At 63.4% G+C, this 22,924-nt stretch carries 24 protein-coding genes and 1 pseudogene; 16 read left to right on the forward strand and 9 right to left on the reverse strand.

The genetic code is table 11. From position 1 onward, the window contains the following. Position 1 precedes the first annotated feature (1 nt). The 4 genes from LNV07_RS16455 to LNV07_RS16470 all read left to right on the forward strand — a co-directional run bounded on the left by LNV07_RS16455 (position 2) and on the right by LNV07_RS16470 (position 5,821). Complete coding sequence (locus LNV07_RS16455; protein ID WP_263572248.1) at positions 2-4,105, forward strand: response regulator; 4,104 nt, start codon at positions 2-4, stop codon at positions 4,103-4,105. Between the two features lie 108 nt (positions 4,106-4,213). Further along, a complete protein-coding gene (locus LNV07_RS16460) occupies positions 4,214-4,585 on the forward strand; it encodes a group I truncated hemoglobin (RefSeq protein WP_263572249.1) in 372 nt (123 codons plus the stop codon). Positions 4,586-4,595: 10 nt separating this feature from the next. Beyond that, a complete protein-coding gene (locus LNV07_RS16465; RefSeq protein ID WP_263572250.1) occupies positions 4,596-5,585 on the forward strand; it encodes an FAD-binding oxidoreductase in 990 nt (329 codons plus the stop codon). An 11-nt stretch (positions 5,586-5,596) separates the two neighbouring features. Then, the gene (locus tag LNV07_RS16470) at positions 5,597-5,821 is read left to right on the forward strand and encodes a hypothetical protein (protein ID WP_263572251.1); all 225 of its coding nucleotides are present in this window, start codon (positions 5,597-5,599) and stop codon (positions 5,819-5,821) included. Between the two features lie 424 nt (positions 5,822-6,245). Here LNV07_RS16470 and LNV07_RS16475 read toward each other — a convergent pair. Further along, positions 6,246-6,425, reverse strand: a pseudogene (locus tag LNV07_RS16475) (IS110 family transposase); the annotation flags it as partial. A 135-nt stretch (positions 6,426-6,560) separates the two neighbouring features. Between LNV07_RS16475 and LNV07_RS16480 the strand changes: the two are divergent. From LNV07_RS16480 to LNV07_RS16510, 7 genes are all read left to right on the forward strand, one after another. Next, positions 6,561-7,238, forward strand: a complete 678-nt coding sequence (locus tag LNV07_RS16480) for a DUF2306 domain-containing protein (RefSeq protein ID WP_263572252.1) — start codon at positions 6,561-6,563, stop codon at positions 7,236-7,238. A 175-nt stretch (positions 7,239-7,413) separates the two neighbouring features. Beyond that, the gene (locus LNV07_RS16485; protein WP_263572253.1) at positions 7,414-7,809 is read left to right on the forward strand and encodes a hypothetical protein; all 396 of its coding nucleotides are present in this window, start codon (positions 7,414-7,416) and stop codon (positions 7,807-7,809) included. Positions 7,810-7,910: 101 nt separating this feature from the next. After that, on the forward strand, positions 7,911-8,729 hold the full coding sequence (locus LNV07_RS16490; RefSeq protein WP_263572254.1) for a class I SAM-dependent methyltransferase: 819 nt from the start codon (positions 7,911-7,913) through the stop codon (positions 8,727-8,729). 17 nt (positions 8,730-8,746) lie between these two features. Then, positions 8,747-8,869, forward strand: coding sequence for a hypothetical protein (locus LNV07_RS16495; RefSeq protein WP_263572255.1), 123 nt, complete (start codon positions 8,747-8,749; stop codon positions 8,867-8,869). 245 nt (positions 8,870-9,114) lie between these two features. After that, entirely contained in the window at positions 9,115-9,645 is a 531-nt protein-coding gene (locus LNV07_RS16500; protein ID WP_263572256.1) for a GNAT family N-acetyltransferase, read from the forward strand. A 61-nt stretch (positions 9,646-9,706) separates the two neighbouring features. Further along, on the forward strand, positions 9,707-10,312 hold the full coding sequence (locus LNV07_RS16505) for an MSMEG_1061 family FMN-dependent PPOX-type flavoprotein (RefSeq protein WP_263572257.1): 606 nt from the start codon (positions 9,707-9,709) through the stop codon (positions 10,310-10,312). A 64-nt stretch (positions 10,313-10,376) separates the two neighbouring features. After that, positions 10,377-10,910 carry a GNAT family N-acetyltransferase gene (locus LNV07_RS16510; protein WP_263572258.1) on the forward strand — a complete coding sequence of 178 codons (534 nt, stop codon included), beginning with the start codon at positions 10,377-10,379 and terminating at the stop codon, positions 10,908-10,910. 83 nt (positions 10,911-10,993) lie between these two features. Here the strand turns inward: LNV07_RS16510 and LNV07_RS16515 are convergent, their stop codons facing one another. From LNV07_RS16515 to LNV07_RS16530, 4 genes are all read right to left on the reverse strand, one after another. Continuing rightward, positions 10,994-11,353 carry a SirB2 family protein gene (locus tag LNV07_RS16515; protein ID WP_263572259.1) on the reverse strand — a complete coding sequence of 120 codons (360 nt, stop codon included), beginning with the start codon at positions 11,351-11,353 and terminating at the stop codon, positions 10,994-10,996. Between the two features lie 139 nt (positions 11,354-11,492). Beyond that, positions 11,493-11,669 carry a hypothetical protein gene (locus tag LNV07_RS16520; RefSeq protein WP_263572260.1) on the reverse strand — a complete coding sequence of 59 codons (177 nt, stop codon included), beginning with the start codon at positions 11,667-11,669 and terminating at the stop codon, positions 11,493-11,495. 48 nt (positions 11,670-11,717) lie between these two features. Then, a complete protein-coding gene (locus LNV07_RS16525; protein WP_263572261.1) occupies positions 11,718-12,299 on the reverse strand; it encodes an RNA polymerase sigma factor in 582 nt (193 codons plus the stop codon). A gap of 4 nt (positions 12,300-12,303) precedes the next feature. Next, a complete protein-coding gene (locus LNV07_RS16530) occupies positions 12,304-12,513 on the reverse strand; it encodes a DUF2892 domain-containing protein (protein ID WP_263572262.1) in 210 nt (69 codons plus the stop codon). A gap of 353 nt (positions 12,514-12,866) precedes the next feature. On the opposite strand from LNV07_RS16530, the gene LNV07_RS16535 reads away from it, so the two are divergent. Both LNV07_RS16535 and LNV07_RS16540 read left to right on the forward strand, forming a co-directional pair. Next, positions 12,867-13,280 (forward strand): GNAT family N-acetyltransferase, encoded by a 414-nt coding sequence (locus LNV07_RS16535; protein ID WP_263572263.1) that lies wholly within the window; start codon positions 12,867-12,869, stop codon positions 13,278-13,280. A 98-nt stretch (positions 13,281-13,378) separates the two neighbouring features. Continuing rightward, positions 13,379-13,804 carry a cupin domain-containing protein gene (locus tag LNV07_RS16540; protein ID WP_397545575.1) on the forward strand — a complete coding sequence of 142 codons (426 nt, stop codon included), beginning with the start codon at positions 13,379-13,381 and terminating at the stop codon, positions 13,802-13,804. A gap of 3 nt (positions 13,805-13,807) precedes the next feature. On the opposite strand, the gene LNV07_RS16545 is transcribed toward LNV07_RS16540, so the two are convergent. Then, entirely contained in the window at positions 13,808-14,737 is a 930-nt protein-coding gene (locus LNV07_RS16545; protein ID WP_263572264.1) for a LysR substrate-binding domain-containing protein, read from the reverse strand. A gap of 121 nt (positions 14,738-14,858) precedes the next feature. Here LNV07_RS16545 and LNV07_RS16550 point away from each other — a divergent pair, with 121 nt between their 5' ends. Beyond that, positions 14,859-15,908, forward strand: a complete 1,050-nt coding sequence (locus tag LNV07_RS16550; protein ID WP_263572265.1) for an alpha/beta hydrolase — start codon at positions 14,859-14,861, stop codon at positions 15,906-15,908. A gap of 2 nt (positions 15,909-15,910) precedes the next feature. Beyond that, on the forward strand, positions 15,911-16,297 hold the full coding sequence (locus LNV07_RS16555; RefSeq protein ID WP_263572266.1) for a nuclear transport factor 2 family protein: 387 nt from the start codon (positions 15,911-15,913) through the stop codon (positions 16,295-16,297). Between the two features lie 7 nt (positions 16,298-16,304). Here the strand turns inward: LNV07_RS16555 and LNV07_RS16560 are convergent, their stop codons facing one another. The 3 genes from LNV07_RS16560 to LNV07_RS16570 are packed head-to-tail and all read right to left on the reverse strand — an operon-like array spanning position 16,305 to position 22,049. Continuing rightward, complete coding sequence (locus LNV07_RS16560; protein ID WP_263572267.1) at positions 16,305-17,522, reverse strand: alpha/beta hydrolase; 1,218 nt, start codon at positions 17,520-17,522, stop codon at positions 16,305-16,307. Between the two features lie 20 nt (positions 17,523-17,542). Next, on the reverse strand, positions 17,543-20,344 hold the full coding sequence (fdhF, locus tag LNV07_RS16565; RefSeq protein ID WP_263572268.1) for a formate dehydrogenase subunit alpha: 2,802 nt from the start codon (positions 20,342-20,344) through the stop codon (positions 17,543-17,545). Next, the gene (locus LNV07_RS16570) at positions 20,337-22,049 is read right to left on the reverse strand and encodes an NADH-ubiquinone oxidoreductase-F iron-sulfur binding region domain-containing protein (protein WP_263572269.1); all 1,713 of its coding nucleotides are present in this window, start codon (positions 22,047-22,049) and stop codon (positions 20,337-20,339) included. Before LNV07_RS16570 ends, fdhF begins: the two co-directional genes overlap by 8 nt. 81 nt (positions 22,050-22,130) lie before the next feature. Between LNV07_RS16570 and LNV07_RS16575 the strand changes: the two genes are divergently transcribed. Beyond that, entirely contained in the window at positions 22,131-22,913 is a 783-nt protein-coding gene (locus LNV07_RS16575) for an enoyl-CoA hydratase-related protein (protein ID WP_263572270.1), read from the forward strand. The last annotated feature ends 11 nt before the right edge of the window (positions 22,914-22,924 follow it).

Here is a 22,924-nt window from a genome sequence, read left to right on the forward strand (position 1 = left end):
CATGAAACGAACGCCTTCGCCGACCGTCGAATTCAGCGTCTCGGATGAGCAACTCGCCGCCTTTGAGGCCGATTTGGCGGGGCTGCAGGGCGAAGCCAAATTGAGCGCCGAGGTCAAGCTGGCCTGGCATTTGCGTCTGCGTGACAGCCGCCGCGCGCTGGCGCTGGCCGAGGCGGCGCAGGCGCAATTGAATTTGCCCGGCGTCAAGCGCAGCCCAGCCCGGCAAAAGCGCGAGGCCGTTTTGCAGGCGCGTCTGCTGCTGGTGCAGGCCAAGGTCAGCATGCTGAATGCCGAACCGGCCCAGGCCAAAGCGCTGGCCCAGCAGGCCGAAAACATCTTTGCCCTGCAGGGCGACCATATCGGCGTCGGCGACGCGCTCTGGATCAGTTGCTACAGCCTGCTGACCGTGGCGAATGACGCGGCCGTCGACACCTGCCTGGCATGCGCCATGGAGCAATACCGCCTGGGCGGCGATACCGGGCGCGCCAGCGCCGCGCAGGCGCGCCAACTGCTCTGCGCGATCTTTCGCGACCCGGCCGGCAAGCGCGCGCAGTTTCTGCAGGAATTTCCGCTGGACGGCGACTATCCGGAGGTCGCTCGGCCCTGGATCTGCAGCGGCCGCAGCGTGATTGCGATGCTGACCGAAGACCCCGCTTCGGCGATCAAGAAGGCCCGCGATATGTACGCGGCCAGCGCCGTTTACGGCAATATCCGGCTGATGTTGCAGGCGCTGATAGACACCGCTAAGGCCTATGTGCAGCTGGGCGATCTGGACGGCGCCTTGGAGGCCAGCGAGCGCTCGCTGAGCCTGGCGCGCCCGACCGGCTGGCCGCATAGCCTGGGCTTTTGCCTGCTCGGGCTGGGCGAGTTGATGCGCAAGCTGGCGCGCCATGAGGAGGCCCTGCTCTATCTGCAGGAAGGCCTGCAGGTGATGAGTAACTTGAGCAGCACCCGCGATTACCGCCTGGGCCTGCGCTCGCTCGCCCAGCTCAGGCTGGACATGGGCGATCCGGCGGCGGCGCTGGAACAATTCGAGCGCTGCGAGCACCGCAGCAACGAGCCCGATCTCCTGATTTCGCTGTGCTGCGGACAGGCCGAGGCCTTGCTGCAGTTGGACCAGATCAGCTCCGCCAATGCCAAGGCCGAAAGGGCCTTGGCATTGGCGTGCCAGCACAGCAATGGCCTGGGTCAGATCGACGCCTTGAGCATGCTGGCGCGCCTGGCCATTGATCCCGCGGCGGCGCTGCAATGGCTGAATCAAGCGCTGACGCTGGCCGAGGGTCTCAGCGGCTATGTCATCACGCCGGAACTGCTCAGACAGGCCGCCGCTGCCCATGCCGCCTGCGGCGACTTCGCCAGTGCCTACCGGCTCGGCCTGGCGGCCGATGCGGCGCTGAAGAGCAGTCAGACCGAAGCCATGCGCAAGCGTGCGCTGGCTTTGCATTTGCGCCATGAGCTGGACCGGGCCCATGCCGAGACCGAACATCAGCAGCAACTCGCGCGGACCGAGGCCAGGCGCGCGGCCGCCCTGCAAGAAAACAGCGACACGCTGGAGATCTTGGGCGAGGTCGGCCGCGAGGTTACCTCCAGCCTCGATGAGGCGGCTATCTTCGAGGCCTTGTACCGCCATGCAAGCCGTTTGCTGGACACCAGTTTTTTTGGCATCGCGCGCCTGGATGAAGCCGCCGGGGAGGTGCAACTGGTCTATGCGATGGAGGGTCAACAGGCCGTACCGCTGAAGAGTTATGTGCTGGATCACCCCGGCTCGTCATTCGCCCGCTGCGCGCGCGAGCAGCGTGAGCAGATCATCGAACTGAATGACCGGATCGGGCGCGTACCGGCGGTGGCCGGCACGCAGGAGTCGCTCAGTCTGCTCTACTTTCCGCTGCGCGTCGGCGAGCGCCTGCTTGGCGTGATGTCGGTACAATCGCCCAGGGCCAAGGCTTACCGCGAGCGCGAGTTGGCGATCTTCCGGGCGCTCTGCGGCTATGGCGCAATCGCGCTAGATAACGCGCAAGCCTATCGGCTGGTGGAGGCCGCGACGGCGGCCAAGGGGCAGTTCCTGGCCAATATGAGCCACGAAATCCGCACGCCGATGAATGCGGTGCTGGGCATGCTGAAGCTGCTGCAGAACACCGCGCTGGACCCACGCCAACTCGACTACACCGTCAAGGCCACCGGCGCCGCAAAGTCGCTGCTGGGCCTGATCAACGACATCCTGGATTTCTCCAAGATCGACGCCGGCAAGATGACGCTGGACCCGCAGCCGCTGCGGCTTGACCAGCTCTTGCGCGACCTGTCCGTCATCATCTCAACCAACTTGGGCAAGAAGCCGGTCGAGCTGCTGTTTGACATCGACCCGCAGCTGCCGCCGATTCTGATCGGCGACGCGCTGCGCCTGCAGCAAGTGCTGATCAACTTGAGCGGCAACGCAATCAAGTTCACCGCCGCCGGCGAGGTCGTCATCAGCATCCGGCAAATCGGGCCGGTGCAGAACGGCCAAGTGACGCTGCGCTTTGCTGTGCGCGACAGCGGCATCGGCATCGCGCCTGAGAACCAGCAGCATATTTTCAGCGGCTTCTCGCAGGCCGAAGCCTCGACCAGCCGGCGCTTCGGCGGCACCGGCCTGGGCCTGTCGATCTCCAAGCGTCTGGTTGCGCTGATGGGCGGCGAGCTGGCGCTGGACAGCGTCTTGGGTCAAGGCAGCACCTTCCACTTCGGCCTGACGATGGCCATCGCCGAAGCCATGCCCGAGACCCCTGTCGACGACGATTTTGAAGCCCTGCCGGCCGACTTCAGCGTGCTGGTGGTCGACGACAACGCGCTGGCGCGCGAGCTGCTGGAACATATGGCGGCGTCCTTGGGCTGGCGGGTCGATACCGCGGCCGACGGCCAGCAAGCGCTCAAGCGGATGGAGGACAGACGCGCCGCCGGGCTTGCGCCCTACCAGACCGTTTTCATGGACTGGGAAATGCCCGGCATGGATGGCTGGGAGACGATGGCAAGGATGCGCGCCAACGGCGGCAGCGCAGCGGGCGACGAGATACCGATCACGGTGATGGTGACCGCCCATGGGCGCGAGCGGTTGGCCGAGCGCAGCGCCGAGGAACAGGCCCGCCTGAACGGCATTCTGGTCAAGCCGGTGACGGCGGCGATGCTGCTCGACATGGTGCGCGCCGCGCGCGCCGGCCACAGCAATCTGCGCCGAGGTGATCGCGCCGGCAGCGCCCGCGTGCGGCCCTTGCAAGGCCTGCGCCTGCTGCTGGCCGAGGACAATGAGTTGAACCAGCAGGTCGCCCAGGAGCTGCTGGAAGATGCCGGCGCCAAGGTGCGCATTGCCGGCGATGGCCGGCAGGCGGTGGAGCTGTTGCGGGCCTTGCCGACCGGCTTCGATCTGGTGCTGATGGATCTGCAGATGCCGGTGCTCGATGGCTTCGGGGCGACCCGCTTGATCCGCGAAGAACTGGGCTTGCAGGACTTGCCCATCGTCGCCATGACCGCCAATGCGTCGGCCTCGGATCGCGCCGAATGCCTGGCCGGCGGCATGAACGAGCATGTCAGCAAGCCCTTCGAGCTGGACGCGCTGGTGCGCGTGCTGCGCAAACTGACCGGGCGCCAGCTGCCGCCCGCCGCCTCGGCCGCTGCGCCGCCCCAATTTGCCACGCTGGCCCTGCCGGCCGAACTCTGCGCACGCGCCGCAGCAAAGGGCATCCATGTGCAAGCCGCGATCGACCGCTTCCTGGGCAAGGTCAGCCTCTACCAGCGCATGGTGGACTCATTTGCCGGCTCCTCCGCGGCGCTGCCCGGCCAGCTGCGCGAGTGGCTGGGCCAAGCCGATGCCGATGCCGACGCAGATGACGCCAGCCTGAGCAAGGCCCGCATGGCCTTGCACAGCCTGAAGGGCTTGGCCGCCACGCTCGGCGCGGAGGCGCTGGCCGCCCTTGCCGGGGCGGGCGAAAGCATGCTGAAAGAGGCGCAAACACCGAGCGCCGCCTGGGTCGACGAGCTGGAGCGGGTGATCCAAGAAGGCAGCGCCGAGCTGAAGGTTTTGGCCATGGAGGTCGCTCAATGGGCGGCCCAGGCCAAGGCGGGAAAGCCCGCCTGAATCGGCGTATTTTTCGCATTCAACCGCGCATTCGACACGCTATGCTGGTCAACGGCCATCTGGGCTGCTTTCATTCCTTTCTTGCCTTCTTTTCAACTGGAGATCTCGATGAGCGATGCGACGTTGTTTGAAAAACTCGGTGGTGCGGCAGCAGTGGATGCGGCCGTGGATATCTTTTATCGCAAGGTGCTGACCGACCCCGGCATCTCGGCCTACTTTGAGTCGGTCGATATGGATAAGCAGCGCGCCAAGCAAAAGTCCTTCCTGACGATGGTGTTCGGCGGCCCCAATAGCTATACCGGCAAGGACATGCGCACTGCCCATGCCCCCTTGGTGCAGCGCGGCCTGAATGATGCTCACTTCGACGCGGTGGCTGGCCATCTGCAGGCCACGCTGGCGCAGCTCGGTGTGGCGCCCGATCTGATCGGGCAGGTGATGGGGCTGGCCGGCAGCACGCGTAACGACGTGTTGGGCCGTTAGGTCGCTTGCCATGACCCTGCACCTGGACGGGGTCGAGTACGCGGTCAACGCGGGCGAAAGCGTGCTCGATACCTTGCTGCGCCATGGTGTCGAGCTGCCCAATGCCTGCCGGCGCGGTGTCTGCCAAGCCTGTTTGCTGCGCAGTCTGGATCAGCCGCCCCGCCTGGCCGATGCGCAGCGCGGCCTGCGCGACACCTTGCGGCAGCAGGGCTTCTTCATGGCTTGTCAATGCCCGGCCGAGCCGGAGCTGAATCTCGCTTCGCCGCAGAGTGCCGAGCTGTTTCAACCCGCTTTGGTCATTCATAGCGAAGCGCTCAGCGCGAGCGTGCATTGCATTCGCTTGCAGCCTGAGCAGGCGCTGCCCCATCAGGCCGGGCAGTTTTTGAATTTGCGCCGCGCCGACGGGCTGGTGCGAAGCTACTCGATCGCCAGCGTGCCGGCGCTCGAACCCTATATCGAGTTGCATGTGCAACGCCGCCAGGGTGGTGCGATGTCGCAATGGCTGGCCGATGGTTTGCAGGTCGGCCAGAGCATCGAGATCGCCGGCCCCAACGGCAATTGCTTCTATTTGCCCGGCCGCGCGCAGCAGTCCTTGCTGATGATCGCCACCGGCACCGGCGCGGCACCCTTGCTGGGCATCGCCCGCAGCGCCCTGTTGAGCGGCCATGCGGGCAATATCCATTTCTATCACGGCAGCAGCAGCGAGGCCGGTTTCTACTGCCGGGCGCAGTTGCTGGCGCTGGCGGCACAACATGACAAAGTTCACGTTCACTTTTGCATCTCGGGCGAGGCCGCGCCGGCTCCTTGCGAAAGCGGCCGGGCGCTCGACATTGCGCTGCGCCAGCATCCCGAATTGAGTGGTTTCCGGGTCTTTTTATGTGGTGCGCCGGAGATGGTCAATAGCGCCAAGAAAATGGCCTATCTGCATGGCGCCGCGATGCAGGATATTTACGCCGACCCGTTCGAGAACAGGGACCTGAGGCAGATCGCCCGCCCCTGAGAGAATCGGGGATGGATTTGTTTTTGAACGATGAGGATTTCGCCAAGCTGGAGGCCGCCGTAATCTCGGCAGGCGCAAAGGCCGATAGGGCGAATCGGGTGGCGCTGGCCTGGCATTGCGTCTATTCGCGGGCCGAATGGCTCTCATTCATTCAGCGCTGTTCCAAGGGGCTGCGCACACCGCGCCCGCCACGGTTCAGTACATCGGTAGCAAACCGAAGGTTCAGTGATGGCTGAATTGTTCTCAAGTCATGTCGAAGCGAAAAGAATGACGCAGCACATGCGGCGTGCAGGGGGGGTGATGCCGGCACGGCGGCAGGCCCCAGCCACCCCAGCGAACGCATGCGTCAGGCCATCGACTCGCCTCGGCACCGTGGAGCCTGCATTGCATGGGGCACTACATCGAGAAACTATCGAAGGCGGGTCTCGGGGAAATCGGGATTAAATAACCCGGCCAGCAGGCGGCACAATCGGCCTCAGACGCCGAAATTTCGGCGCCCACAAAAAATCATCGATGAATTCAGAAGCCCCAATTCGAAAACAAGCACGCGCACCTCGCGATGGGTGTGGCTGCGGATTTTGATTTTTTGAACAGCCTCGTTAGCTATCATGATCCACGCGCTGCGTAGTGCTACGGCTGACGATGACCTTGCGATATGCGATGTTCTGCGCCGATCAAACACTCCATGCCGATCAAACAAGGCGGTAGATTCGCGATGAGTTCGGCCAGTTTGGCGTGCGGCACCGCGGGCTGGAGCAATTCGGACTTGCCGGCCTCGTTGACGCCGTCGAGGGTAAACATGTTCTTGGCAAGATCAATGCCGATAGTCAGAATAGCCATGGGCTTCCCGTTCCGAATCAATCCATCAATGATGATGAGAGATTGAACTTCCCGTCTTGCTTCTTTGATGCAGTTTGCCGGAGTGCGGCTAGTTTGGGGCGGGTATTCTCTTTGATTCGTTAGGCCTCAAATCCAATGCCCTCTACACAATCACAGCGCAACTGGCTTTTTTCGCCGGCGGGCTTGCTCCTGTCTGTAGCCGTGCTCTCGGGCGGCATCGCATGGTGGCTTATTGCATTGCCCGTGTTGACCTTCTCCAACGTAAAGAGCCACTCCACCCACTTTCCTCAAGTATTCCTGCATGCGGTGAGTGGCACGGTCATGCTCGTCATCGGAGCGATCAATCTCTACCTTGGCGCAAGCCGCCGGCACTTTCGTTTTCACAAGCCGCTTGGGTTGACGTACCTGCTTGGTGGAAGCATTGGCGCAATCAGCGCAATCGTCCTTGCCCTCGGTAATGGTCACAGTAAGCCGAGCACAGGGTTTGCATTCCAACCGACCCGGGCGGACGATCTCGGCTGGGCGCTAGCCACGCTCGGGGCGGCCTGGCTGGCGTGCTCAGCCATGGGATATCGAGCCGCGTTGAACCGGCGGTTTCCGTCCCACCAGGCTTGGATGATTCGAAGTTACGTGTTGGTTTGGTCGTTCGTCCTCTGTCGCTTGATTGGACAGATTCCGTCCTTCCCTCAACTCGGGAGTGGAGGCGCAATTGCGTGGCTGTCATGGACAATTCCTCTGCTGGTCTGCGAGATTTCACTCCAATGGGAGAGCGGCAGTCGGCAGAAAGGCTCGGAGCGGCGCAATGAGACCTAATGAATCGTTCGAACGGGCTCGCAGTGGACCCTCAGTTCAGACTCTCATTGCATTCCTCATTCGCAGTTCGCCGATCCCAGCGCGGCTTCGTTAGGGCTCTATGCTGGTTGAACGTACCGCCTTCTTTTCGTGCTCTCCGCAGCGGTGCTTCGAGGAGGTTCAGACCCCACGACTAATGCAGCACATCGCCAGCCCATTGATTCGGTTTGTGCCCGTGGAACCGAAGTCTTTGCCTATGCGATGGGAAGAGAAGGAATACCTCGTCTCCACTCGACTCTTCGGCTTGCTGCCAATGGGCCGGCAGTGGGTCAATATTTCGGGGCGGGACCGCTCGATCGAGGCCGGCCGCTTCTGCGTAGAACTCCGAGACAACGGGCGTGGAACCCTCATGTCCAAGTGGGACCATCGCGTTACCATCCAGGCCTCGGGGCAAGGCTGCAGCTATACCGACCGAGTGGAAATCAACGCTGGTGTTCTCACGCCGCTTGTCTGGCTGTTCGCCTGGTTCTTCTATCGCCACCGTCAGCGCCGTTGGCAAGCTCTTGTCGCCAGTGGGTTCAGTTATGAGTAGCCATAACGCGTATTTAGAGCGAATAGGCAATAGCAATGTTGACGCTGGTGTCCGCCGCTCGCGGCAACCGTTAGGGCGCGCACATGCCTTCGGAATCGCCCATGGCTGCATCTGATGTAGACGCACTCTTCACGGGTTCAATTCCGCAGCTGTACGACGAGTACATGGTCCCATTGATTTTTGAGCCATACGCTGTTGACCTCGCATCCCGCGTGGCAATGCGCCGGCCCTCATGTTTGCTGGAGATCGCAGCAGGGACCGGTGTCGTGACACGGCACCTCGCAAATGCTCTGGGGCCCGAAGTTCGAATCATTGCGACCGATCTCAATCCCGCGATGATTGACCGGGCAACCGCCGTCGGCACGAGCCGTCCCGTCGAGTGGCGACAAGCCGACGCCATGCAGCTTCCGTTTGCTGACGCGACATTTGATGTGGTCGTCTGCCAGTTTGGCGCAATGTTCTTTCCCGACAAGCCAAAGGCGTTCTCCGAAGCCAGGCGCGTCTTGCGTCCGGGAGGGGCCTTCATCTTCAATGTGTGGGACGCGATTGAGCAGAACGAGTTCGCGGAGGCCGTCACGTTCACGCTGCAGCAGATGTTTCCCGAAGATCAGCCTCGCTTCATGGCTCGAACTCCCCATGGCTACAACGACATCGAAGTGATCGCACGGCATCTGCTCGAAGGCGGATTTTCTCGTTCGCCGGTGATTACCACCCTGGCGGCGAAGAGCCGCGCAGCATCGCCCAAAATTCCCGCAATCGCTTACTGCCAAGGCACCTTGCTCAGAAGCGAGATCGAATCGAGAAGTGCTTCCCGACTTATTGAGGCAACCAACGCAGCCGTAGCGGAAATCGGCAAAAGGTTCGGTGATGGCGCCGTCGAGGGGAAAATTCAAGCCCATATCGTCATCGCCGAACGATAGCAGCCGGAGAGGGTGGAATGAACAACGAGCAGTTGTATATGTCCATTGATGAACAGGCCGAAGCCTTGGCGAGCGCCGGTTTCTTTCGGGTTGAACAGATTCTTCTCAAAGGCGGTTTGGTACTGCACCGAGCAAGCTGAGCTGGGCATTTCACCGAAGGGGCGACGATGGCGCACAAGGTCTGCGTGCCTGGCCAACGACACCCGCGCTGTCTTGTCGCTATATGCCCGGTTATGAATGGCGTTATGTCGATGGCCGGTCGAATCAACTACGCAGGTTGGTTCGCGGTAGACTGAGACCCCCACAAGCCCTCGCTTCATTTGGGCCCTTGAATACCTATCCGCTGCTTGCAGCTCAGCTTTGACCTCGGCCGTTATCAAATTCAATGAACAAGTCAGCACTCCCACGCACCGGCGAAAAGGTTACTTTGCGCAGACTTCATCTGCTTGATCTGGCAGCGTTTCAATCGTATCGACATGATGCAGAGCTGGGCCAATATCAGGGTTGGTCGGCACAGTCTGACGAGGAATCTGCTGAGTTCATCTCTGAGATGAGCGGTGCCGCGCTCTTCGTCCCTGGGATTTGGGTGCAAGTCGGGATCGCTGATCGGGTGTCGAATTCACTTGTAGGTGATATCGGCATCTGCGTCTCCGCAGACGGGACTGCGGCAGAAATCGGGTTCACGCTTGACTCAAAGGCGCAAGGGCAGGGCTTTGCTACCGAAGCCGTACGCGAGACCATCGCCCTGCTTTTCGAAACCACTGCGGTGGCAAAAGTTGTCGGCATCACAGACCAGCGCAATATCTCGTCCATCAAGCTGCTTGAGCGAATCGGCATGCAAAGAGTGGAGACGGTCGAAACGCTTTTTCGGGGGCTTCCTTGCGTCGAGTACACCTATATGGCTTTGCGCGAATGAGGGCTAATCCGGCATTTAAACTGACCCGCAGCGACGGTTCTTTTCAGACATCCATCCAGCAATGAATATCGAATCGATTCAGCAGTTGCGGGACTACTTCGGTCAAGCGCAGGAGCGTGCGGTGAAGAAGGAGATTGCCTTTCTCGACAAGCACTGCATCGACTTTATTCGCCTGTCACCGTTCGTGATTCTGGCAAGCTCGGACGCCGATCACAATATGGATGCATCGCCGCGGGGTGGCGTGCCGGGCTTTGTGAAGGTTTCGCAGTCTGGTGAGTTGCTGATTCCAGAGGCGCCCGGCAACAACAGAATCGATACGCTTCAGAACGTGTTTGTCACCCGCAAGTTGGGTTTGATCTTCCTCATTCCAGGCTTCAATGAAACCTTGCGGGTCAATGGCTCGGCGAGCCTGTCGTTTGCAGCGGAAGATCTCGAGGTCTGCAGGGATGAAAAGCGTTCACCGAAGGCTGTGATCAAAGTCGTTCCGCAAGCGGCCTATCTGCATTGCGCCAAGGCTTTTTTGCGCGCGAAGCTGTGGCGGCCAGAGGCGCAGCTTGATCGTGAGGTTTTGCCCAGCGCTGGCAAAATGATCAGCGATCAAACAGGACTCACGGTTCCCGATGAGTCGCGGGAAGCGATGGAGTTGCGTTACCAGCCCGACCTTTGAATGAGGCCTGGCGATTCGGTCAACCGGCCTTCTGGCAACGCTGCTGAATCAAAAGGTCGAGCGAATGAGAAGAATCGACGCCTTGCTGTGTTCGCTGGAGCCCCAAGTCGCGGGCCATGCGGCCGAGATGTTCGGCGTGTTGAGCGACCCAGCTATCTATGAATTTGAAAACTCTCCGCCAGCGTCGGCGCAGTGGCTGGCAGAACGGTACGCGCGGCTTGAGCGGCGGGCTTCGGCCGACGGCAGTGAGACCTGGCTGAATTGGATTGTTCGCCTGCCCTCAGGGGAAGCGGCGGGCTACGTCCAGGCGACGTTGCTTCAAAATGGCCGGGCACTTGTGGCCTACGAACTTGCCAGCCGATTCTGGCGCCGGGGCATCGGTCGTTGTGCAGTTGTTGCCATGCTTGATGAGCTTCAATTCAAATACGATGCTCGGCTGTTTGTCGCTGTGCTCAAAAGCGCTAACTATCGATCACATGGGCTGCTGCAAAGCCTCGGATTCTGGCCTGCATCGCCGTCGCAGTCCTTGGAATTTCAGCCAGAATCCGGCGAAATGGTCATGATGAGGACCACGGTGATTCGCAAAATAGAGCCTTAGCCTAAATGCTGACTCAAGCGGACTCACCATGAGCGGCGATTGGGGCCAGAATTTGCGGGCGAGGTCGGTGTCAAATTGGCTTTTCAAAGCCCCAGCCAGGGGCTGCGCGTGATCGACACCCCCAGCATATAGGCCAAGAGCAGCAGCGAGCCGATATAGGCGAGCAAATGGAACTTGTTGCTGCCCATGGCCAAGTGGGCGCAGACGGTGTAGGCCGCCAAAGCCAGTAACTTGGCGAGCAGCCAGCCGTCACGCAAGAACGGGTTCAGATACAGCAGCACCCACAGACTCAAGCCGGTAATGGTCAGCAAAAAGTCGATGCCAAACACCAATGTGCGTATGCGGTCGTCCATGACCCAGCCTGCGCCGAAATGGAAAGCCAGGCCGCGGACCAAAAACATGGCAACGCTAAACCAAGCCAGCACCGCGTGTATCTGGCCCATCTGAAAATCGAACGAATACCCCATTGGCTTGTCACCCTCCTAAGGGCGAGAGCTTGGCCAGCGCGCAGCGCGCTGTCAAGCCGGGCTTGCCATGAGTGTGCCGGTGGCTTGGTAGCGCCAGGCGTACAGGGGGGGGCTTTCAGTGGCCGGCGCCCTTGATTTTTTCGCGTCTTTTCGCGAGGGTCAAAAAAAGCCCTACAAACCAACACATCGGACAGCCGCGCAGCAGCAAAACGGCAGCGACCAGGGCCAGGCCGGAGCCCAGCGGGCCAAAGCTGTTGAAGTGCAAAGCGGCAGCGATCAGCGCAAAGGCCACTGCGCCGCGCAAGAGATGAATCGGAACCGAGCTGCTACAAAACATGGTCTAGTCGTCCTTGTTAGGTTCGAGTTTGCGCGGCTCGAGCGCGCCGTCTTTCATCCAATAGCCGCTGGCCATCAAATGCTCGCGCACCTGCGCACGCGCCCGGTGCAGGCGGCTCTTCACCGCCTCCAGGCTGAGCCCCAATTGCGCCGCCACTTCCGGCGCGGTCAGTTCATGCACGTCGCGCAGCAACAAGACCTCGCGGTAGGGTGGGGTCAGCCGCTCCATCGCACGCACCAAGTCGAGCCGCAGATCGGTCGGCACGGCCACTGCGGCGGGCATGTCTTGCGGCCCCAACTCGTCCAGATCCTCCGCCTTGCTGCGCAGGCGGAACAGCCGGTAGCACTCGCGCTCGACGATGCGAAACATCCAGGTCGCGAAGGTGGCTGCGGTGCGCAGCGCGCCGATCTTGCGGTAGAGCTGCCAAAGCGCAATCTGCACCGCGTCCTCGGCATCCTCGGTGGTGGAACAGGTACGGCGGGCGAAGCGCTTCAGGTCCGGCTGACAAACGCTCAGCAAGCTGTCGACGGCGCCCGCCTCGCCGCGTGTCGCGGCCTCGATCAATTGCGCTTCGGCACGGATCATGGTTCTATTTCTCCAGGTAGCGGCGGCCGGCCATCGCACAGGCCGGGCAGAAGCCGACAAAGGCGGTCAGCACCATTGTGGCGGCGGTGGCGATGGCCAAATAGCTCGCGAACCCTGTCGTAAGGCCGCCGAGTATGGCCGCGGCGATGGCGATACCCATCGCGATACGGATGGCGCGCTCCCAATTGGGCAGATTGCGTTTGAGGAAAAACATGGTGAAAAAGTCCTGGGTTCAAGTGGATGACCTGGACCTAGAGGCGCAGCGCTTCGAAAAGGATTCAAAAAAGGTCTTGACCAGCAAAAAAACTTCAGCTGGATCCAAGTAGCCTGCCGGCCCAAGGCCACGAAGCTTCCCTGCGTCTGGACTTCTTGACTGTTGGACCTCCTGCAGGCTTACAAACAGTCCGGTCGCTGTGGGCACAGAGCGTTCTGGCTGATCGAGGCGGGCAGGGCCGGTTTATTGCGCTTGATTGAGCGCCTGAATGCGGGCGCGGACTTTGAACTCTCCGGCGCCAGCCACAGCCTTCGGTAAAGTTCAAAGCCTCTCCGCTCGACGCTGCCTTAGCCATGCATCAATTCGAACTCCTCGCTGAACTGCCTGCGGCCGAGGCCTTCAAATCGCTCTACGACACCACAGGCTGGGGGCCCGCCTCGCGCGACGCGGCGTTTTACCAAGCCGCGCTGGCCGGCTCTTGGCGGGTGCGCGCGGCCTATGCCGAGGGGCAATTGATCGGTTTTGTGCGCGCCATCTCCGATGGCCATCTGCACGCCTTCATCACCGAGATGATCGTGCGCCCCGAGTTCCAGGGCCAAGGTGTCGGGGCGGCCTTGCTGGGCGCCATCATGGCCGATTGCCGGGCCGCCGGCCTGAGCGATATCCAGCTGTTTTGCGCCAAGGGCAAGTCGGCCTTTTACCAACGCCATGGCTTTGTCAGCCGCCCGGCCGATGCGCCGGGCATGCAGTTCAATCCGCAAGGGTAAGCCGCCTTGCCGAAATCGTCTTGCCTTTGGGAGCGCGGTCGCTATAGTCGGCCCGGGCAGGAATGGCCTGGCCGCTCTACTGTTTTGAAAGGCTCACCTTGAAGAACGCAAAAACTCTGAAATCGCTGGCGGCCGGATTAGCCCTGCTGGGCTCAAGTGCGCTCTTGCTGGCGCAAGCGCCGGCCCAGACGCCAGCATTGACCCGCACCGTGGTCGCCACTGCCGATGTGTCGGTGCCGAACCGGCAGGCGGTGATCGCGCGGGTTGAAGTGGCGCCGGGCGGCGTGGCCGGTTGGCATACCCATTCCGGTGATGAAATGAGTTATGTGATGGAGGGCGAGGCGGTGCTCTTGATCGCCGGCCAGCCGCCGCGCCATGTGGCAACAGGCCAGGCTTTTGTGGTGCCGGCCGGCGTCGTGCACAGTGCTCGAAATGAAGGCAGTGTTGCGGCCAAGCTGGTCGGCGTTTATGTGGTGGAGAAAGGCCAGCCCTTGGCCTCGCCGGCTACGGCGCCGGCGCCGTAGCGATCAAGAGCCCAACTGCTCTGCGGCCCTTGTCAATTGCCGCGCCGATTCGGCCATCTCCGCATGCAGCCAATCGCACAACATGCGCAGCGCCGGCTCCTCGCGAAAAGCCGGCGGGTAGACGATGTGATAGCGGCGCTGGCTGGCGCCTTCCATCGTGGGCCCGGGTAGGCGCTGCAAGCGACCTTCCAAGAGCGCGTCGGCGGCCAGCAGTTCGCGCACCAAGGCCACGCCCATGCCTTGCTCGGCCGCTTGCACCAGCAAGCCGCCGTCATTGAAGCTGGCGGCCGGCACGATGCTGCAAGCCAGGCCGGCTTTGGCAAACCATTCCGTCCACTGCTCGGCGTCACCGAGCAGCGCTTGATCGGCCAAGGTCTGCCAGCTTGCGCCGTCCAAGCGTTGCGCCAAGGCCGGTGTAGCGACGACGATTTGGCGTGACTCCATCAGCACTTCATTGACTAGGCCTGGCCACGGCCCCACCCCTTGACGCAAGGCCAGATGAAACCCCTCTGCGTCCAGATCGATCACGCGCTGCAGCGTGAACAGCTTCAGCGTGATGTCCGGATGCGCGGCCCGCCAGCGGCTCAAGCGAGGCATCAGCCAGCGCTGCGCAAACGAGGGTGTGCAAGTGATGTTGAGGCTGCGCATCGCGCTGCCGTCGGCCGCGCTGGCGGCGCGCAGACCCAGATCCAACTCGGCCCAGGCGCGCTCCACGGCGGCTTGCAAGGCGCTGCCGGCGGGATTGAGCTGGATGCCGCGGCCCGCCCGCTCGAACAGCGAAAAGCCCAGCTGCGACTCCAGCGCACGGATTTGCTGGCTGACGGCGCTGTGCGTCAGGTGCAGTTGCTCGGCCGCGGCACGCACGTTTTGCAGGCGGGCGACGGCGCGAAAGGCGGCCAGGTATTGCAGCGGTAGACGGGGTGGATGGCTCATCTGGAAAGTTTAACTGCCCAGAACGGGCGGAAATTCGCGCTATTCAGCGGTGGATTGAAAACATACGATGCCCAGCAAGTGATTCGACCGACGCATTCCCGCCCTGAAGGAGCCCCAGCGCATGAGCCCGCACCGCCTGATGACCGCCACCCTCGTGATTGCCGCTTTGGCAGCGAGTACTCAATTGCCGCAGGTTTTCGCTACCGACATACCCGCACCGTCGCCTTCGGCCAAGTCGGCCGAGGGCAAAGATCCTGCTCAGCCCGCAGCCTGGAGCGAGCATCAGGTGGCGACGCCCGACGGGCTGCTGGCCTACACCAGCATAGGCCAGGGCCCCGTGTTGCTGGTCATCCCGGGTGGGCCGGGCGGCAGCGGCTATGGCCTGCGCAGCCGCTTCCTGCCGCTGGCCAAGCAATTCAACATCATCCTTGTCGACAATATCGGCCGGGGCCGCTCGGCCCGCCTGGCCGACCCTGCGCGCTACACGGTGGAGCGCGATGCGCAAGACATCGAGCACCTGCGCCGCTTTCTGGGCGTCAAGACGCTGGCGCTGTATGGGCATTCTTATGGCGGCCTGGTGGCGCAGGCCTACGCCGCACAGCATCCGCAGGCGGTGGACCATCTGATTCTGGGCAATACCTTGCATGGCGAGCAGAGCTGGCAGGCGCAGATCGATGGCTTCAAGGATTGGCTGCGCCGCCATCACCCGGAGCGTTGGCAGCGGGTGCTGGAACTGCGCGAGCAGGGGCAGCTGACCGGTAGCGCCGAGGGTCAGGACTTGTTCGGCGAGGTGCTCGACGCCTTGTACTGGGCCAATCGGGCGGCGGAGCGCCCCAAGTCGGCCGCCAGCGGCGACCCGCGTGACGCGATGAACAAGGCGGTGTATTTTGCGATGCTGGGGCCCGACCCGGAGTGGCGGGTTGGCGGAACGCTTCGAGGCGTCGAGTTGCTGCCCAGATTAAAGTCCGTCACCGCACCGACCTTGTTGCTGACCGGTCGCTTTGACCCGGTGGCGCCGCCCAGCGTGATGGGTGAGATGCGGCAGGCCCTGGTGGCCAGCGCGGGGGCCAGCGCCTTGGTATTCGAGCATTCCGGCCACCGGCCATTTGTCGAGGAACCCGAGGCCTGGGCCAAGGCCGTGGGCGACTTTTTGCAACGCAGCGCTAACTGAATATGTCCATTCACCTTGACCCAGAATCTGTCATCCAAGCCCAGTTGGATGCTTACAACGCCCGCGATATGGCCGCCTGGCTTGCCACCTATGCGCCGGACGCCAAACAATACGCCTATCCCGGCGTCTTGCTGGCCAGCGGCCATGCCGAAATTCGCGCCCGCATGACGGCGCGTTTCACCGAAACCAATCTGCATGCACGCCTGCTCAGCCGCAAGGTCTTGAAGACCGCCGAGGGGGCGACGGTGATCGATCATGAAACCATCACGCGGACCTTCCCCGAGGGGCCGGGTGAGCTCGATATGGTGGCCATCTACGAGGTGGCGGGCGGGCTGATTCGCTCCGGGCTGTTCATCGGCGGAGAGGCGCGGCTGATTGACCCGTTTTAGAAAGTCGCTAGCGCAAACGCCATTCCGCCAAACCCTTCAACCAGACGGATGCCGACTGTTGCAACCAGCTCTGGGCTGGCGGGTCGGCACGCAGATAGGTATTCAAGAACGCAATGCTGATGTGCTCCACCGCGACGCCGGCCTCCTGGTTGCCCTTGTCCAGCAGCGTGGGCGGCGGCGCCGCGCTCATGATGGTGTTGTGTTGACCGGGGCCATGGCTGGCCTGGCTTGGCGCACGCCTTGCCATGCCCCCTCCGGCTGGCTCGTTAGGTGATTCGGCCATGCCGCTCGCACCCGCCAGCGCGGCGTGGCTGGGGCTGTTCAAAAGCAGCAGGTATTTGTGGGTGTCTGGCGGCAATTGTTCAAAGAACTGGTGGCGCTCGGCGGGCGAGTTGAGCAGGCCGTTGAGATCGGCGGCGCCGCGCGAGTTGATCGCCAGCAGGGGCAAGTTCGCGGGCAGCGTCGCGATTGCCTGGGTGGCTTCCGAGCGAGTCAGGGCGGACGGACTCAGCATGACGACGGCCCGCGCCCGGTCCCCGGACAAGGGCTCCAGCCCGGCGGCCCAGGCCAGCGCGGTGGCGGCGCCCAGGTCATAACCGAGGACGGCGATGCGGTCTGCATCGATGCGCCGCCATAGGCCGTCACCGCCGGCGTCAGCTCCCGCTGCGCGCAGCTTGGCCTCTTTGATTGCGCCCAGCAGCATGCGCAGCCGTGCTTGCAGCAGTTGGGGCTGTTGATGCTGCAAGGCCAGCGCCTTGAAATCGGCCGAGCGGGCCAAGTCCGAAGACCAAGCCGTTTGGTCGGCCGCCAGCGCTTGGAAACTCAAGACCGCATAGCCGGCGCGGGCCCAGGCATAACGCCAATGCGCACCGGCTTGGGCCGACTCGCCCAGGCCGGGCAGATAAACCAGCAGGGGCAAACGGTTTGGCCCGGCAACCGGCGCTGCCAGGACGGTGGTCAGCGGCTCGCCGTTGACCACCCATTGCTGGCTTGCCACGCTCAGCTCGACCGTGGAGGGCTGCGCGCTGGCCGGTCTGGGCGCCCCGGGGTAGCCGCGTGCGGCCAGATCCAAGGCGCGCTGCTGGGCGGCCGAGGCGTCCTGGCGCGGCGCGTAGGGCGATGGTGGATGGCGTGGCCCGGCGCAGGCCAGCAGGCCGAGCGTGCATACGGCGAGCAAGATCAGCTTTGGCAAGCCAGTGGGTTCGATACGGCAATGTTCGGGCATGGCAGGTTCCGGGCCTTCGGCTATTCGTTCTGCGTTGCTTTGATCTGCACCGCGTCAACCCGCACGGCCGTGACCTTGAAGCCGGGGATCTTGCCCGTTGGGTCGAGCGCGCTGCCGGTCAAGACATTGGCGGCCGCCTCCCAATAGCAGAACGGCAGAAAGACCTGACCCCGGCGCACCTCGGGGCTGATCTGCAGCAGCGCCTCGACCTCGCCATGGCGTGAGCTCATGCGTATCGCCTGCCCCTCATGCAGGCGCAGGCCGGCGGCGTCTTCGGCATGCATGCTCAGCAGGGGCGCGGGCGACAAGGCGTCCAGCACCTCGGCCCGCCGCGTCATCGCGCCGGTATGCCAATGCTCGAGCACGCGGCCGGTGCTCAGCACGAGCGGGAAGTCGTGGTCGGGCTGCTCGGGGCCGGGCATGAAGCTGGCCGGTACCAATTGAGCCCGGCCGCTGTGGGTCGGAAAACTCTGCTCGAAGATGACGGCGTGGCCGGGCTCGCCCTCACGCGGCGCCGGCGTGACCACCGCCTCTTCGCGCCTCAATCTCGACCAAGGCACGCCGGCCAGCGGCGCCATCACTGCGCGCATTTCTTCGAACACGCGCGCCGTCGGGGCCTCGGCCGCCAACTGGCCATCGCCATCCGCCGTTTGCCAATAATGCCAGCCCAGGCCGATGCGCCGCGCCAGTTGTTCGATGATCCACAAATCCTGGCGTGCCTGCCCCGGCGGCGTCAGTGCCGGCCGGCCCAGCTGTATCAGCCGGTCGGTATTGGTGTAGCTGCCCCATTTTTCCAGCTGCGCCGAGGCCGGCAGAATCACATCGGCGAGCAGCGCGGTTTCGGTCGCGAAGATGTCTTGCACGACCAGATGCTCAAGCCTTGCTAAGGCCGCACGCGCATGGTCGAGGTCGGGGTCGGACATGGCCGGGTTCTCGCCCTCGATGAACATGCCCTTGATGCGGCCTTCATAGGCGGCATGGATGATCTCGACCACGGTCAGACCTGGCTGCGGGTCCAGCGGCGTGGCCCACAGCGCCTCGAAATGCTCGCGCACCTCGGCCAAGGCGATGCGCTGGTAATTGGGCATCATCATCGGGATCATGCCGGCGTCCGAGGCGCCCTGCACATTGTTCTGACCACGCAGCGGATGCAGGCCGCAGCCGGGGCGGCCGATCTGGCCGGTGATCATCGCGAGCGCGATCAGGCAGCGGGCGTTGTCGGTGCCATGCACATGCTGGCTGATGCCCATGCCCCAGAAAATCATCGCGCTCTTGGCGCTGGCATAACGCCTCGCCACAGCGCGCAAGACCTCGGGCGCGATGCCGCAGATCTCGCTCATGCGCTCCGGCGTGCACTCGGCCACCGAAGCCTTCAAGGCCTCGAAACCATTGACCCGCGCGGCAATGAAATCCGGATCGGTCAAACCCTCGGCAATGATCACATGCAGCAGCGCATTCAGCAACGCCACATCGGTGTCGGGCCGGAAGGCCAGATGGTGGGTGGCAAAGCGGGCCATCGGCGCGCGCCGGGGGTCGGCGACGATCAGTGTCGCGCCGGCCTTGACGGCGTTCTTGATGAAGGAGGCCGCGACCGGGTGGTTGCTGCTCGGGTTGGCGCCGATCAGCAGGATCACTTCCGCATATTGGGCGTCCAGCACCGGGTTGCTGACCGAGCCGGAGCCCAGGCCTTCGAGCAAGGCGGCAACCGAGCTGGCATGGCACAGGCGCGTGCAATGGTCGACGTTATTGGTCGAGAGGCCTTGGCGAATCAGCTTCTGGAACAGATAGGCCTCCTCGTTGCTGCCCTTGGCGGAGCCGAAACCGGCCAGTGGGCTGGCCGCGCCGCTGGCGTGGGAATCGAGCAAGCGGCGCAAACCGGCGGCGGCAAGGTCCAGCGCTTCTTCCCAAGTCGCCTCGCGGAATAGCGCCGACAAAGCCAACTCACCGCGCCGCACGCGGGCTATGTCGGCGGGGTCTTTGGCCACGCCTTCGCGGCGGATCAAGGGTGTGGTGAGGCGCTGATCGCTGGACACATAGTCATAACCATAGCGGCCCTTGACGCATAGGCGCCCCTGATTGGCCGGGCCATCGCGGCCGATCGCTTCCAGAATCTTGTTGTCCTTGACCCGGTAGCTGAGCTGGCAGCCGACGCCGCAATAAGGGCAGACCGAATCGACGACCGCGTCGGCGGCCTGCAGCGCGGCGCCATTGGCCGGCGTCAGTGCGCCGGTCGGGCAGGCTTGCACGCATTCGCCGCAGGCCACACAACTGCTGCTGCCCAGCGCCTCATCGGCGTCGAAGCTGATGCGGGTGTCGGCGCCCCAGCCGGCAATGCCGAGCACATCGTTGACCTGCTCGTCGCGGCAGGCGCGCACGCAGCGCATGCATTGGATGCAGGCGTCCAGTTGCACGGTGATCGCCGGGTGGCTGCGGTCGGGGGCCGGTGCGGCCGGCTTGGCGAAGCGCGCTGGGCCAACGTTCAGCGCCTCGCACCATTGCGTCAGCTCGGAATTCAGCGTGTGGGCCTCAGCAGGCGCCTTGGCGGCGAGCAGTTCCAAGACCATGGACTGGCTGCGCCGCACGCGTTGATTGTTCAGGCTGATAGCCATGCCTTCGCGCGGCTGCCGGCAACATGACGCCGCGAGCGCCCGTTCGCCGTCAATCTCGACCACGCAGGCGCGGCAATTGCCGGCCGGGTTCAGGCCATCCTGGTGGCACAGCGTGGGGATGCTGAAACCCTGGCGCCGCGCGGCGCTCAGAATTGTTTCGCCGGCTTGGGCCTGCAGGGCCTGGCCGTCGAGGCTGAAGTTGATCTCACTCATGAGCGGCTCCGGCGCTGAACTCTTGCGGGAAATAGCGCATCGCGCAGCGCAATGGGTTGGGCGCGGCCTGACCGAGACCGCAGATCGACGCATCGGCCATCACCGCAGCCAGATCCTCCAGCAGTGCTTGATCCCAGACCGGCTGACGCATCAACTCGACGGCTCTTTGCGTGCCTTCACGGCAGGGCACGCATTGACCGCAGCTCTCATGCTCGAAGAACTCCATCGCATTGAGGGCCAAATCGCGGGCGCTGTCCTGGTCAGAGAAAACAATCACCGCGGCCGAGCCGATAAAGCAGTCATGGGCTTGCAAGGTGTCGAAGTCCAGCGGCACATTGGCAAGGCTGGCCGGCAGCATGCCGCCCGACGCGCCACCGGGGAAGTAACCATATAGCCGGTGACCCGCCAACATGCCGCCGCCGTACTCATCGACCAATTCCTGCGCGGTGATGCCAGCCGGCGCCAGGTAGACGCCGGGTTTGTTGACCCGACCCGAGAGCGAAAACGAGCGCAGGCCTTTGCGGCCGTGCCGCCCTTGGTTCGAGAACCAATCGGCACCGCGCTCCAGAATGGTCCGCACCCAATGCAGCGACTCGATATTGTGTTGCAAGGTCGGCCGGCCAAACAGGCCGCGCTCGGCCACATAAGGCGGGCGCTGGCGCGGCCAGCCGCGTTTGCCCTCGATCGATTCGATCATCGCCGACTCTTCGCCGCAGATATAGGCGCCGGCGCCGCGCCGCAGCTCGATCGTCGGCAGGCCGCTGCGCAAGGCTTGCAAGGCCGCAATCTCTTCGCTCAGCACTTGGCGCAGCGCGTGATATTCGTCGCGCAGATAGATGTAGATGGCCTCGGCGGCTACGCAATGCGCGCCGATCAACATCCCCTCCAGAAATTGATGGGGTTCGCGCTCCATGTAGTAGCGGTCCTTGAAGGTGCCGGGTTCGCCCTCGTCAATATTGACGGCCATCAGCCGGGGCGCGGCTTGTGCGCGCACGATGGACCATTTGCGCCCGAGTGGAAAGCCGGCGCCGCCTAGGCCACGCAGGCCGGATTCGCTGAGCGTGTGAATCGTCGCGTCAATGCTGCGTGCGCCAATCAGTAACTCATCGAGCAAGCGGTAGCCGCCCAGGGCCAGATAGCCTGCAAGAGGCTGGTAGGCGGGGAGCGGGTCTTGGTGCTGGCCTTGTTGCAGCAGCTTGAGGGCTTCGGCCGCCGTCGCATGCCCGAGTGGCCGCTGACCGATGACGGCGACCGGCGCCTGTTCACAGCGCCCGACGCAGGGCACCTCGATCACCCGCACGCCGCTTTGCTCGGCCAGCAAGGTACGCAGTTCGAGGCTCAAGCCGGCGCTGCCGGCGATCGAGCAGCCGAGTGAGGTGCAAACGCGCAAGCTCAGCGGGGCAGGGGCTTGCTCGCCCTCGTAGACGATGTCGAAATGGTGATAAAAACTCGCCACCTCATGAACCTCGGCCTGCGAGAGCTTCATGGCCTCGGCCAGCGCCGCCAGCATGTCGACGCTCAGATGGCCTTGTGCATCTTGAATCCGGTGCAGATGTTCAACCAAGAGATCCCGTCGCCTGGGGGCATCGCCGAGCAGCGCCCGCATGGCTTCGATCGCGCTAGGGCTGGCTTGGCGGCCACGCAGGCCGCCACCTTTGGCGGGGCGGCGGCTGGTTTCGGTATGGATGGGGATGACGACGTTCATGCCGGCATTGTGCCGCTTGAATCGGGCCCCGGAGCGGCGAGGCAGGCTGCGATACTGGGCGGATTACAAGGAGTTTCAGACATGGAGACATTGACGATTGCGGTCGACGCCCGCGGCGTGGCCCACATCACAATGACGCGGCCGGAGGTGTTCAATGCCTTCAACGAGGTGATGATTTCGGAGTTGACGCAGGCCGTTGGGCATTGCATCGCCGATCCCGGCGTGCGCGTGATCGTGCTGGCAGGTGCCGGCAAGGCCTTCAGCGCCGGCGCCGATATCGAATGGATGCGCCGTGCGGCGGCGTCCGAGCAGACCAATCTGGCCGATGCCCGGCGCTTCGCCGAGATGCTGCGGCAACTGGCCGAATGCCCGAAGCCGACCCTGGCCCGTATCCAGGGCCTGGCCTTGGGCGGCGGCGTGGGCCTGGCCTGCGCCTGCGATATCGCCATCGCGACCGTCGACGCAAAGTTCGCCGTCAGCGAGGCGCGCTTTGGTATCTTGCCCGCGGTCATCGGCCCCTATGTGCTCAATGCGGTCGGTCCGCGCCAGGCGCGCCGACTCGCACTCACGGCGAGCCGGGTCGGTGCGGCCGAGGCCTTGCACATGGGCTTGCTACATGAGGTGGTGGAGCCCGGTGATCTGGATGCCGCGATGGAGCGTTGGGTGAGCGACTTGCTGGCCAGTGGGCCGCAGGCGCAGGCCGAGATCAAGGCCTTGTTTGCGCAAATGGAAGTGGGTCCCGTGACGGCCGAGGTGCGTGAGTTGACGGCGCAGACGATTGCGCGTGTGCGTACCGGCGACGAGGCGCGCGAGGGTTTTTCCGCCTTTTTGGCCAAGCGGCCGGCGGCCTGGATTGGCAAGTAAATACTGCGTTA

Source organism: Roseateles oligotrophus (assembly GCF_025717515.1).
Taxonomy (GTDB): Bacteria; Pseudomonadota; Gammaproteobacteria; order Burkholderiales; family Burkholderiaceae_C; genus Paucibacter_A; species Paucibacter_A oligotrophus.

Coding starts and splice junctions, on each gene's coding strand:
- LNV07_RS16510 (WP_263572258.1), top strand. CDS start 10,377: ATGAGAAGAATCGACGCCTTGCTGTGTTCGCTGGAGCCCCAAGTCGCG.
- LNV07_RS16515 (WP_263572259.1), bottom strand. CDS start 11,353: ATGGGCCAGATACACGCGGTGCTGGCTTGGTTTAGCGTTGCCATGTTT.
- LNV07_RS16560 (WP_263572267.1), bottom strand. CDS start 17,522: ATGCCCGAACATTGCCGTATCGAACCCACTGGCTTGCCAAAGCTGATC.
- LNV07_RS16505 (WP_263572257.1), top strand. CDS start 9,707: ATGAATATCGAATCGATTCAGCAGTTGCGGGACTACTTCGGTCAAGCG.
- LNV07_RS16550 (WP_263572265.1), top strand. CDS start 14,859: ATGAGCCCGCACCGCCTGATGACCGCCACCCTCGTGATTGCCGCTTTG.
- LNV07_RS16460 (WP_263572249.1), top strand. CDS start 4,214: ATGAGCGATGCGACGTTGTTTGAAAAACTCGGTGGTGCGGCAGCAGTG.
- LNV07_RS16545 (WP_263572264.1), bottom strand. CDS start 14,737: ATGAGCCATCCACCCCGTCTACCGCTGCAATACCTGGCCGCCTTTCGC.
- LNV07_RS16480 (WP_263572252.1), top strand. CDS start 6,561: ATGCCCTCTACACAATCACAGCGCAACTGGCTTTTTTCGCCGGCGGGC.
- LNV07_RS16575 (WP_263572270.1), top strand. CDS start 22,131: ATGGAGACATTGACGATTGCGGTCGACGCCCGCGGCGTGGCCCACATC.
- LNV07_RS16530 (WP_263572262.1), bottom strand. CDS start 12,513: ATGTTTTTCCTCAAACGCAATCTGCCCAATTGGGAGCGCGCCATCCGT.
- LNV07_RS16455 (WP_263572248.1), top strand. CDS start 2: ATGAAACGAACGCCTTCGCCGACCGTCGAATTCAGCGTCTCGGATGAG.
- LNV07_RS16485 (WP_263572253.1), top strand. CDS start 7,414: ATGCAGCACATCGCCAGCCCATTGATTCGGTTTGTGCCCGTGGAACCG.
- LNV07_RS16535 (WP_263572263.1), top strand. CDS start 12,867: ATGCATCAATTCGAACTCCTCGCTGAACTGCCTGCGGCCGAGGCCTTC.
- LNV07_RS16525 (WP_263572261.1), bottom strand. CDS start 12,299: ATGATCCGTGCCGAAGCGCAATTGATCGAGGCCGCGACACGCGGCGAG.
- LNV07_RS16470 (WP_263572251.1), top strand. CDS start 5,597: ATGGATTTGTTTTTGAACGATGAGGATTTCGCCAAGCTGGAGGCCGCC.
- LNV07_RS16570 (WP_263572269.1), bottom strand. CDS start 22,049: ATGAACGTCGTCATCCCCATCCATACCGAAACCAGCCGCCGCCCCGCC.
- LNV07_RS16555 (WP_263572266.1), top strand. CDS start 15,911: ATGTCCATTCACCTTGACCCAGAATCTGTCATCCAAGCCCAGTTGGAT.
- LNV07_RS16465 (WP_263572250.1), top strand. CDS start 4,596: ATGACCCTGCACCTGGACGGGGTCGAGTACGCGGTCAACGCGGGCGAA.
- LNV07_RS16490 (WP_263572254.1), top strand. CDS start 7,911: ATGGCTGCATCTGATGTAGACGCACTCTTCACGGGTTCAATTCCGCAG.
- LNV07_RS16500 (WP_263572256.1), top strand. CDS start 9,115: ATGAACAAGTCAGCACTCCCACGCACCGGCGAAAAGGTTACTTTGCGC.
- fdhF (WP_263572268.1), bottom strand. CDS start 20,344: ATGAGTGAGATCAACTTCAGCCTCGACGGCCAGGCCCTGCAGGCCCAA.
- LNV07_RS16495 (WP_263572255.1), top strand. CDS start 8,747: ATGAACAACGAGCAGTTGTATATGTCCATTGATGAACAGGCCGAAGCC.